Annotated in this window: 9 protein-coding genes and 1 other RNA gene; 2 read left to right on the forward strand and 8 right to left on the reverse strand. The window is 52.5% G+C overall.

The features are described from left to right. Positions 1-38 precede the first annotated feature (38 nt). The 6 genes from J3P35_RS11105 to rnpB form a co-directional block, all read right to left on the reverse strand. On the reverse strand, positions 39-1,142 hold the full coding sequence (locus tag J3P35_RS11105) for a chorismate mutase (protein ID WP_210464674.1): 1,104 nt from the start codon (positions 1,140-1,142) through the stop codon (positions 39-41). Next, entirely contained in the window at positions 1,139-2,332 is a 1,194-nt protein-coding gene (locus J3P35_RS11110; RefSeq protein ID WP_210464675.1) for a pyridoxal phosphate-dependent aminotransferase, read from the reverse strand. The genes J3P35_RS11105 and J3P35_RS11110 overlap by 4 nt, the downstream gene beginning before the upstream one ends. Continuing rightward, entirely contained in the window at positions 2,329-3,219 is an 891-nt protein-coding gene (locus tag J3P35_RS11115; RefSeq protein ID WP_210464676.1) for a prephenate dehydratase, read from the reverse strand. Before J3P35_RS11115 ends, J3P35_RS11110 begins: the two co-directional genes overlap by 4 nt. Positions 3,220-3,562: 343 nt before the next feature. After that, complete coding sequence (locus J3P35_RS11120) at positions 3,563-4,192, reverse strand: START domain-containing protein (RefSeq protein WP_210464677.1); 630 nt, start codon at positions 4,190-4,192, stop codon at positions 3,563-3,565. A gap of 246 nt (positions 4,193-4,438) precedes the next feature. Then, positions 4,439-5,332, reverse strand: coding sequence for a bestrophin family protein (locus tag J3P35_RS11125; RefSeq protein WP_210464678.1), 894 nt, complete (start codon positions 5,330-5,332; stop codon positions 4,439-4,441). 188 nt (positions 5,333-5,520) lie between these two features. Then, positions 5,521-5,978: RNase P RNA component class A (gene rnpB / locus J3P35_RS11130), an RNA gene on the reverse strand. A 274-nt stretch (positions 5,979-6,252) separates the two neighbouring features. Here rnpB and J3P35_RS11135 point away from each other — a divergent pair. After that, positions 6,253-8,106, forward strand: a complete 1,854-nt coding sequence (locus tag J3P35_RS11135) for a pyruvate kinase (protein ID WP_210464679.1) — start codon at positions 6,253-6,255, stop codon at positions 8,104-8,106. Positions 8,107-8,353: 247 nt separating this feature from the next. Here J3P35_RS11135 and J3P35_RS11140 read toward each other — a convergent pair whose 3' ends face one another. Beyond that, positions 8,354-9,313, reverse strand: a complete 960-nt coding sequence (locus J3P35_RS11140; RefSeq protein WP_210464680.1) for a Smr/MutS family protein — start codon at positions 9,311-9,313, stop codon at positions 8,354-8,356. Between the two features lie 222 nt (positions 9,314-9,535). On the opposite strand from J3P35_RS11140, the gene J3P35_RS11145 reads away from it, so the two are divergent. Beyond that, positions 9,536-10,192, forward strand: a complete 657-nt coding sequence (locus J3P35_RS11145; protein WP_210464681.1) for an acetoacetate decarboxylase family protein — start codon at positions 9,536-9,538, stop codon at positions 10,190-10,192. Between the two features lie 45 nt (positions 10,193-10,237). Here J3P35_RS11145 and J3P35_RS11150 read toward each other — a convergent pair whose 3' ends face one another. Continuing rightward, on the reverse strand, positions 10,238-11,179 hold the full coding sequence (locus J3P35_RS11150; RefSeq protein ID WP_317195370.1) for a DUF2279 domain-containing protein: 942 nt from the start codon (positions 11,177-11,179) through the stop codon (positions 10,238-10,240). Positions 11,180-11,362 lie beyond the last annotated feature (183 nt).

An 11,362-nucleotide genomic window follows, 5' to 3' on the forward strand; every position in this document is an offset into this window, starting at 1 on the left:
TTAAGGCCGATTTCTTAAAAACGACCTTAAATCACTTCTTATAAAACAACTTTGGTGGGCTCAGAGGCGGCCTGCACGTGCAGGGAGTGCTGGTGGATTTCCTGGAAGATGGCTTTCACAAATACTTCTTCCAAGCCTTCGCGGGCAGCGGCCTTGAGGCGGTGCTCCATCACCTGTTCCCAACGGCCGGTTTGCAGCAGGTTCATCTTGTTCTCTTTCTTGAGCAAACCAATCTGCTTGGCTACCGCAGAGCGGCGGGCCAACACGTTGATCAACTCATTGTCAAGGTAGTCAATGAGGTTACGGAGCTCGCTCAGTTCTTCCTCGTTCTGGGTGGCAGAAGAAACCACGCGCTCTACTACCAGAGAAGCCAACAGGTCTTTCAAACCTTCGGGGGTTACCTGCTGGGCGGCATCGCTCAGGGCCACGTCTGGGTTGCAGTGGGTTTCAATCATGAGGCCGTCTACCTGCAGGTTCAGGGCCTCCTGGCTGATCTGCTGGAGCAAAGAACGCTTGCCGGCAATGTGGCTTGGGTCGCAGATCAAAGGAATCTCAGGCAGCAGTTTCTTGAACTCGTAGGCCATGTTCCACTTGGGGTGGTTGCGGTACGGACGGCTATCAAAGGCCGAGAAGCCCCGGTGAATGGCGGCCAGATCGGTGATGCCGGCGCGGTTCAGGCGCTCAAGGGCTCCCAGCCACAACTGTAGGTCTGGGTTTACCGGGTTTTTTACCAGTACCGGCACGTCCACGCCTTCCAGCGCATCCGCAATCTCCTGTACTGAGAATGGGTTTACCGTGGTACGGGCACCTACCCACAGCACATCCACACCTTGCTTGAGGGCATCGTTCACGTGCTCAGCGGTGGCTACCTCGCAGGCAGTCAGAAGGCCGGTTTCTTCCTTCACGGTCTTCAGCCATTTCAAACCTACTTTGCCAATTCCCTCAAAAGCTCCCGGACGGGTACGCGGTTTCCAGATTCCGGCGCGGAAAATGGTTACTTCCGGCACGGCCTGCAAACCGCGGGCGGTGGCCAACATCTGCTCTTCGCTTTCGGCGCTGCAAGGACCGGCAATAATCAAGGGTTGTCCATCGGCCCGTTTGAAGATGGTTTTAGGCGACAGGTTTAGGTGCTTCGTACTCATAAGGAGATTTCGGTTTTGGCCGAGGTTAAGTGTTTTGAAATTCTGTTTGTTGCTTCTTCAATCTTGGTTTCGGGGAGGCAGAGGGAAATCCTGAGATAACGCTCGCCCTGCGTCCCGAATATTTTTCCCGGGGTAAGAAAGACCCCGGCTTCGTAGAGTATTTCGTCTAAAAAGGCTTCCACGTTGGTCACTTGGTCTGGTACCCGGGCCCAGACAAACATGCCTACCGCATTTTTCTCGTAGGAACACCCCAGGAGTTCCAACAGTTCATAAACTTTCTGCCGGCGCTGGGCATACACCGCGTTGCGGGCTTCGTGCCAGGCATCTGGGTTAGACAAAGCTTGGATGGCAGCGTGCTGCACCGGCAGAAACATGCCGGAGTCAAGGTTGCTTTTCACGCGCAGCACGCACTGGAGATAGTCCTGGCGGCCCAGCACCATGCCTACGCGCCAACCGGCCATGTTATGCGATTTGCTCAGGGAGTTGAATTCCAGGCAGCATTCTTTGGCGTTGGGCAAAGACAACAAGCTTAATGGCTTCTCATTGGGCAGCACCAGGCTGTACGGGTTGTCGTTAGCGAGCAGGAATCTATGTTTGAGGGCCAGTTGCACCAGGTTCTCCAGAACCTCGGCGGTAGCCTCGGCGCCGGTGGGCATGTGCGGATAATTCACCCACATGAGTTTGATGTCTCCTCCGGCCAGCAATTGCTCCAGTTCCTCTTCCTGGGGGAGCCAGCCGTTCTCTTCCTTTAAAGAATAGAAGACCGGTTCAGCGCCTACCAGTTTGGCGGCCGCGGCATAGGCCGGATAACCAGGATTAGGCACCAGCACTTTGTCGCCGGGGTTCAGGAACGCCATGGACACGTGGAAAATCCCTTCTTTGGAGCCCATAAGCGGCAACACTTCCGTCTCAGGGTCCAGGTCCACGTTGTAAGTGCGCCCGTACCAGCCCGCAATGGCCTGCCGAAGCGGCGCGATGGAGTTGTAAGGTTGGTAGCCGTGCACGCCTGGCTTGCGGCTGGTATCTACCAGCGCCTGAATGGTGTCCTCTGAGGGAGCCATGTCTGGGTCGCCGATGCCCAGGTTGATGATGTTGCGGCCCTGGGCGTTAAGGGCCCGTACTTCGGCCAGTTTGCGCGAAAAGTAGTACTCCTGCACATGCTGTAGTCGGTTGGCGCTGGAGATAATCATACTAATTCAATTTGGGCCTTTACAATTGGAGAAATGCAGCCTGCCAGACGGTCCTGAGGAAGCGGCGCCTCAGCCTTCGGATATTGGCCAATCACGTTCAGGTTGGGAGCCACCACAGTAAGCGCTTCCAGTGCCTGGGAGATTTCTTCAGCTAGTTGGCCCTCCATTTCCAGTACCCAGTGCTCCCGTTGACCTGGGTTCTCTAAAGGAAGCGGCTGCAGCATGGTCAGTTCCAGGCCGTTTTCCACTTGTTCCAGGATATTGTCCATGGATGCTTTTACCTCGGCCGCCGACAGGATCACGGTAGCTTTGTTTCCTTCTGCGTTTAATTTCTCGCGGGAGAGCACCACAAAGCGGGTGTAGTTCTCCACGTCATTGGCTACGTTTTGTTGTAGTACCTCCAGGCCGTACAACTCGGCGGCTTTACGGCTGGCAATGGCAGCCACCCCGGTGATTTTGCCTTCCTGCAAAATGCGGGCGGTGTCTGCGGTGTCAGAGGTTTCTTTCGTTTTGATGCCAGCCAGGCTGTTGATGTAGTCGCAGCACTGCAGCAGGGCGATGGGGTGGGACCAGATCTCCTGGATGTCTTCCAGTTTCTGGCCCGGCAGCGCCATCAGGGTTTGATCTAACAGAAGCCAACGTTCTGCCAGCACAGAAAGGCCATACTGGTCCATCATGCCGTAGTTGGGCAACAGCGGACCCGCCAGGGAGTTCTGCACGGCCATCACGGCAAAATCCACCAGGCCAGATTCCAGGGCTTCGCACAGCTCCGGGAAGGAGGCGCAGGAAACCATGTGGAGGTGGGCCGCCGGGAAAAGCTGCTTGGCGGCGGTTTCGTGGAAAGAGGCGGGGCCTCCCTGGATGGCGATTTTTAAGGCTCTGTTCATAACGAAAAAAGCCCCGCTTTAGGCGGGGCTCTGAGGTTTTTCTTATTGTATCTTAACGCAAAGTCTTACCTGTTGAGCCCCGGCTGAGGTCCAAAAAAGTAAAAACCGTAAAAGTAAGAATTGCGCTGAATCATTGTCTTGCTGTAAGGATGCTCAAACATACAGCCTCCTCTAATCACTTCCAAATATTTTGGTGAAAAAGATTAAAAACTTTCACAAAAACGCTTGTTAGTTTGAGAAATTAACGGTATAAGCAAACAGTCGTTAGTAGTTTCTTAGCCCAAAACTCCTTTTAAGCTTCATTTCTCAAAAACAGGCTTGAAATAACTTCCTTTCCAAAAGGTTAATTTTTCTGCGCCAGCGCTCTTTGGGCCAAAGTTTTCCTGAGCCTCTGGAAAGTTTTAAGCGGGCCAATGGCTACGGTGGTATTCACGAGCCAGGCCGGCACAGAGCCGCCGGGATTCACCTTAAAAGTATATTCCACCTTAATATGACCATTGCTGCCCGGGGTAATCTCCCACACCGCCAGGGAAGAAGGAATCCGGATGAATTCTTTCTTTTTAGGCAGGAAGTCGTTGACACTTTTCACCTCCACGAGGGCCTGGTTGTTTCTGACCGGGGAAAAGGCCGCTTCTACCACCATATCACGGTCAGTAAGCGGCCAGGGCATGTCGGCCTCAGTGTAATAGACCAGGCGGTTCTCGCTTTTGCGTTTTAATAGGGCGGTCTTCCGGTTCAGGTATACCCAATCTGAATGGTGCTCCACATCTTTGAGCAAACTTACCAGTTGGGCCGCCGTTCCGGGCACCTCGCATACTACCCTTATCTCTTTGAAGTTGTTATCCGGTACCTGACGGGTGTACACTTCAATGCCATCCTCGTTTTTCTGCAGTTCCCAGTTGCCTTGGGCTAAGAGGGGAGTACCGCCCAATAACCCCAGTGCCAGGCCCAGGAGAATAATTCTTTTCTTCATCTATAATGCGCTTCTCTCTTCCAGGTCACCTGCAAAAGAAATGCCGAGGTGTGCCTGGGTTTCTATGGTCAACGTTCAGAAGGCAAAATTATGACAGACAGAGGGTTTTATGGCTGTTTTTATGATTTATGCCCCAAAGAAGAAAACCTGGTCAAAATTTACTCATGGTTCCGGTCTGCTGGCTCTTCTTTTTATTTCTTCTTTGTTTGAGTAAAGAAATGTAGCCGATAATCAAAATAATAAGGGCTACAAAAGGTAAAATCCATGGGGTTGTATTGGGTCCGGAATGTCCTTTTCGCCCAGTAATTGCCGTATATTGATCTCGATGGTTCTGGCTATGGCCGTTACGGAAGTATCACTGGGCCTATTGCGGAACGGGTCCTGTAAATGGTAGGCAGTTTTCTCCAGTAATAGGAAAATAGAAGAAAGGATTACCAGTAATGGCAATTCGTAAATAAGCGCAATTTCCCTTAAAGAAATAGAAAGCGTGATCACGAAAAGGTAGATGGCTAAGTGCAGAAATAACCGGTAGGTTTTAGGGAATACCGTGCTGTTGATTCTTTCGGCTTTCCCCATGGAATCTACCAGCCTTACCAAGGTGGAATCAAGCTGTACTTGTCTGAAAGTATCTATTTCATTGGATGCCTGCAGTTGTTTGATGTCTAATGCGTTCAACTGAACAAGTGCCAGGGGTTTGTTCTTGTGCGGAGTTATTTGGTTCAGGTCATTTTCCGTTAAAAGATGCTGAGTTCCTTCCAGCGGGTCAAGGCCTCTTAGCGACTGTCCCAAAGAATAACACCAGGCAATCTGGCGGTAAGCCAAGGTGGTAATGATGGGGGAAAAAGCGTTTGGAATATAGGTTTGCAACTGAATCACAAAGCTTCTGGAATCATTCACAATGGCGCCCCACACTTTTCTGGCTTCCCACCACCGGTCATATGACTGGCTTATTTTAAAGGATAATAAGACCGTAATAGCGGTTCCCAGGAATGCCGGAATATTGCTGGGCATCTCAGGAATATTATCTACAAAAGCAGAGGAGAGAAAGTGCGCGCAAACCCCAATCAAGATGATGATCAATAAGTCAGTTTTGATCTTATTGTAGATGTATGATAAGGGAATTCTCTTTTCTAAAAGCATACACAGAAGCAAAATTGGGTTAAACAGCAATCTGGAGGACCGTTACAACACTGCTGCCAGCCCTGGAAAAGAAGACTGCCCGTTTATACGCGTAGGTTCTGTCTTGTTGTTGCCTTACCTGGGGTACGAAATTTCGCGTGCAGAAGTATGCCTGAAACTTGAAGAAAGGAGGAAAGAGAAAAATAAAAAAAATCAGTGAGCCTGTAAGCCGGGTTTTGTCCTCTGCCCTGGGGCAAATGGCTTATCATTTATCTAGGCCCGTCCTCACGAAGGGGCTCCATCAACCTACCCGCTGACATCGGACGAGCAGCCCTTAGCCTTGCCCTAAGACAAGGCGCTGTCAGCCTATTTGGTCTTTCAACTCCTGAGGTTTACCCAGCCGGACTAGTCACCTAGCCGCTGGTGCGCTCTTACCGCACCTTTTCACCCTTACCACCTTTTAATTAAGAATTAAGAATTTAATATTAAGAATGACTCCTAATTCTTAACTCCCCATTCCTGATTAATCGGTGGCGGTACTTTTCTGTGGCACTGGCTGTCACCTGGCCGTCTCCCGCCAGGTGCCTTCCCGTTAGGAAGCAGGATGCTCTGCGTTGCCCGGACTTTCCTCCCCGCCCGAAGGCGCAGCGATAAGCCGGCTCACCGATTTTTTACAAAGGTAGGTCTTTTGGACCGGATTTGCCCGTAAACCCAGCCTCTGTTTACCGGCTGTTTTCGTGAAATCGTGTCTAATAGGCCTTAACTGGTACTCTATCCTGCAAAACCTGCTAGTAACAGAGGACAGAGTTTCAGTTTTAAGACTGGTTTAAGGAAAAAGGATTAAAAGTATCCGCTTAGAAGAATTAGGCAAAAAATCTAGCCCTGGCATTGCTTGCCCACCGGTGCTAAACGTAAAGAGAGGAGGATAAAGGGTTGCTGCCATGAACACTATTTCTGAAAAATCAATCAAAGGCTTGCTGAAAAAGGTGGAGGAACTGCTGCAGGAGGCGGCCGCGCTGGAAGAGGAATTCGGACCGGTGGTGAACAAGGTGCACCTGTCGTACAAAGAAAGCAGCAAGAACCTCCTGCACTACCTGGCCTTACGCAAACATGACATCCGGGAGCTGCAGGGGCAGTTGTCCCGCCTGGGACTTTCTTCCCTGGGCCGCGCCGAAAGCCACGTAAAGGCCACCCTTATCGCCGTCAGGAACCAGTTGCGCCTGCTTTTGGCCCACCTTACCAATATCTCGCCTGAGGTGGTGCCTTTCGCCTCCATTCCTTCAGAACTGCCCTCGCACATCACAGATTTGCTGGGGGAACCCTCACCCAACCGGGAAAGCCGCATCATGATCACCTTCGCCGCCGACATGGCAGATGATTACCCTTTGGTGCGGGACCTGCTCAAGGCCGGCATGAACTGCGCCCGCATCAATTGTGCCCATGATGATACTACCCTTTGGGAGAAAATGGTGGGGCAAATAAGGAAAGCCGAGCAGGAGGTGGGCCGCCGTTGCATTATCCTCTTTGACCTAATGGGACCCAAACTCCGTACCGGGGCATTAAAACCCGGGCCTAAGGTCGTGGGCATACACCCCAAAATAGATGAACTGGGGCAGATTTCCGCGCCGGCAACGGTGTGGCTGGCGCCCCCGGGAGTACCGGCACCGGGAAGGATAGACAAAACCCTGCGGGTATCGGCAGAATGGCTCGCGCACCTGAAAGTTGGAGGTAAGATCACCTTCAAAGACACCCGTCGCCGGAAACGAACCTTTACCGTGGCAGAAATGAAAGGCGGTGGGGCATTGGTGCATCTGCGCCAGTCGGCGTACCTAAGCCAAGGCACGGAGCTAAGGCTGGCGCTGGAAAAAGGGAAGGAGCTCAAGGAAAAGCTGGAGGCCCTGCCGCCGGTCATTTTCCCGCTCACCCTGAAAACAGGGCAGGAGTTGATTTTGCACCGTGAGAACATTCCCGGCGAGCCCGCCCGCTATGACCAGGAAGGAAATCAAATTGCGGCGGCCCACATCTCCTGCACCTTGCCCGAGGTGTTCAGTCGGGTGAAAAAAGGTGAGCCCATCATGTTTGATGACGGGGAAATAGAGGGCATAATCAAAAAAGTAACCCCCGATGAGCTGTTGGTGAAGATCACTGCCGCCGATGAGGAAGGAACCAAATTGCGACCTGACAAAGGCATCAACCTTCCTGAAAGTGACCTGCAACTACACAAACTTACCGAGAAAGACCGCGAGGACCTGGCCTTTGTGGTCAAGCACGCCGATGTGGTGAACCTTTCCTTTGTGAGCAACCCCGGCATGGTGGAGGAACTGCAGCAGGAACTCCAAAACCTTAACGCCGGTCACATCGGGATCATGCTTAAGATAGAGACCAAGGCTGCCTTTAAAAAGCTGCCCCTGCTGCTGCTCACTCTGATGCAGCAACATCCGGCCGGCATTATGATCGCCCGCGGCGATCTGGCCGTGGAACTGGGCTGGAAACGCCTGGCCGAGGTGCAGGAAGAGATCCTATGGATAACCGAAGCTGCCCATCTGCCTGTAGTCTGGGCTACCCAAGTGCTGGAGAAACTCACCAAAAAAGGCCGCCCTTCCCGCGCCGAGATCACGGACGCCGCCATGGCCCAACGCGCCGACTGCGTCATGCTGAACAAAGGGCCTTTCATCCTCAAATCAGTGGCCGTGCTGGATGATATCCTCAAACGGATGCAGGAGCACCAGTACAAGAAGTTTCCGCTCCTGCGCAATCTGCACGTTTCGGAAATGGACCACCCTGCCAAGCCCTAACCCCTAGGGTAAAAAATGAAGCGGTGTTTTAAGCCTGTTTTTCTAAAAACAAGCCTGAAACACCGCTCTGCCTGAAACATGACCTTGTTGGAAAATCATCTACATTTTGTCCCCCCTGTGAAGGAGAAAGAAATGCACGTTACACGTGGTTAGAGAGATAATCCATGTCGGAGAAATGGATTGTCACTGTTGATTGCCAGGTGTTGGTTCAACACCTCCTGCAAAATCATCAAGGCAGAAAAAGACCTTATTTCAACTGCACTTTCGTGGCTCCGTACCCGAACTTTTCTTTGCGGGCGTCTTCGTAGAACTTGATGTGCGGGTTTCGGCTCAGGACCTTCTGGATTTCCTTTTTAAGGACGCCGTTGCCGGTGCCGTGGATGAAAATGATCTCGTGCATGTTGGCGGCCAGAGCGCGGTCCAGATTATCCTGAAAGGCAGTCAATTGGAGGCGCAGAATCTCAGAATTGCTCATCTGCTTGGGGTCTTGGTTAGGCAGTAGTTTCTCAATGTGCAGGTCCACCTCATGGTTGGGCACGGCTACCTTGGTGTTCTCGGCCGTCGCCGCTGATTCCGTGAGTTGCTCCTGAATCTGATCTGGGTTCACCAGGGACGGCTTGGAGTCCAGTTGGAATACGTAGCCTTCTTTCTGCAACACCGGGGCGGTTTTCTTGCTCTTGTAGAAAGAAGAAGCCTTGAATTTGAGTTTGCGGGTCACGGGCTCCAGCAGCGTGTTGGCGCCGGTTTTGTGCTGCAGGTACTGCACCACCAGGTCGGGCCACTTCTCAAAATCGTTGAGGTGGAGGTGGGCCACTGGTTTGGTTTTCTTGGGCGGCAGCTTGTCGTTGTTCTGGGCGCGGTAGCCTTTCTCGGTTTCCTCGCCGTAGGTGAAGAGCAGATCAAACTCAGAGTTGTTCACGATATGCACCGCAAGCAGCTCGGGCGTCTGGTGGACCAAAGCCACGTAAATGCCGGCCACCGCCGTGGAAGGCAGTACGGGTGCTTCTTTTTTCTTCGCCGGCTCCGGCGCCGGGGCGTTCCGGAACATCTGGTCCTCTTCGGGGGCAATCACCACCACCTCACGGCGCATCACCGGAATAGTGAAATCGTTGTCAATGGCTACCTCTACCAGGTTGTTGTCCAGGAAGCGGGTAATCACCCCTTGTTCCTTGCCGTGCATGAGGCGCACGCGGTCTCCTATATTCATGTCGTTTATCGTCTGTTTTCTGAAAAACAGGCCTAAAGCAAAGGCCTTTTGCAAAGATACGCAAAAGGAAGCGGGCACGGCCGGAAGAGTTCTACCATGGGCAGAGGCAGTTTGTAGCCTTTGTTTCATAGATGGGATTCTGGCCTACAGGGCTTCTTTAAAAGGCTTCGGCAACTGTGGTTATAAGAAACCGTTCAAAATGTTGGAACAGCCGGATAAACTATGACCCAACACATTCACCTGGTTCCTGCTCCCTGGGAGTTGACCGGCAACGGCGTAGTCTGGCTGTACTCCATTCCCAAAGACTTCAACTTGCAGCATGGTTTCCTGGCCGATTACCAAAGAGAGGCATACCATAGCCGCCTGGGTGCCGTGATGCTGATGGACTACGAGACCTCAGGGGTAGGGCCTTACCAGGAGCTGCTGTATCTGCCGGCCATCTTCAAGCTGGGAGGCAAGCTGACTTTCTCGGTTTCCAAGATATACGTCTCCACCGAGGCCAGTGCCTTTAGCGGCCGCGCGAACTGGGGCATTCCCAAGGAAGTGGCAGCTTTTAGTTTCCTCAACTTCCAAGAAGGCACCCGGACCGTGGAGGTAAGCACCGGAAACCACCCGTTCTTTACCGCGCAGGTGAAGCCCTGGGGGCCCAAGTTTCCGTTCACCACCAAGCTTTTCCCCTGGAACCGAATTGTCCAGCAAAAGCAGAACCAACTGTTACTTACCAAACCAGAAACCCACGGGAATGCCCGTTTTGCCTCCACGGCCAAGATCAACAGCGATGCCCGTTTTTTTCCGCCTGTACACCTGCTCAAGCCTTTGGCCACTGTGAGGTTAAGTGATTTTCTGATGTCCTTTCCGGTGCCGGAGGTAATCACATGACCAACCTTTGTCCTTCCGCAAGTTTAGCGAAGCGTAACTTGTGCCTTAAAAAAAAAGCGCATGTGCTTTCCAGCCTTGCCTTCTGTTGTACTCCAGCGCCGGGGCCGGGAATTTGAAGATGGAAAGCACATAGAAGGCGCTTTTCAGGAATTTGCTGCGGGTGGGGATGGCCTGCCAGTTAAGATCCACGCTCAGGTAATACTGCCGGTACGCTGCCAGGCCGATGGCGCTGTTGGCATCTGCATCATTAAAGACCATTTCCTCAGCGCCATAACCAATGGCGGGGTTGAGCCATTTGGGGAAGCGGCCTTCCTTGGGCAGAAATTTGGCCAAGTCCACGCTCAACCAGTACGTGTGGCCGTTGTAGTCTTTCAAGAATTCCTCAGATAGCCCTTTCCCCAGCACGTTAGGGCGCAGGGCGGCGTAGCGGGTGCGGTGAAAAGAGTATTTGGGTATAATCCGGTTCTCGCCCCAAGCCAGTTGCTGCCCGATGACCAACAGGGAGCCAGCAGCGTTGGCCGCTATATCAGAGATGGAGGCGCCGTACTCGGGTGAGCGGCCATCAAAGTACTCAATAGGGGTTTGCAGCACAAAACCAAGGGCGCCACCGTACCAGATGGCTTTTTTCTCGGACACACCCGCTTTCAGTAGCAAATCAACGCCTAACCGACTTTCATGGAAGGCGCCCCAGAGATGGCCGGCTTTGTCCAGTTGTTTCCATTCGCGGGCATCGTTGAACCAGTGAAAGGAGGTGCGGTCTTTTTCACTGTACCAGGCTTGGTTAAGAAAAGTCAGACCACCAAAGTACAGGGTGGCACCTCCGGCCGAGAGCCAGGGCAGGCGGCGGCTGAACTGGTTGGCTGTGTCCTGCGGTTCCCCGGTTTCATAGTTGTAGGTAGCCTGCGACCAAACCTTTGAAGGAGAAAAACTCAGGCAGGACAGAAGCAGAAAAAAGAAGAAAGGGAAGAAGGTTGATCTGGTTAACACGGGTTAAAAGTACGCAAACCGCGCTCATTTTGCCGCCCTCGGGAAAATTGCATCTTTTTTTACCTGTTTTCTTGCAAATGATTTTCTGGCTCCTACATTTGCATCATGAACAAGACGCAATTCTCTCATAAAGCCTGGTGGCACACACGTCAAGACTGATGGGTGAACCGCTTGCTGTGCAGA

The sequence above is a fragment of the Rufibacter roseolus genome (genome assembly GCF_017916365.1).
In the GTDB taxonomy this organism is placed as follows: domain Bacteria; phylum Bacteroidota; class Bacteroidia; order Cytophagales; family Hymenobacteraceae; genus Nibribacter; species Nibribacter roseolus.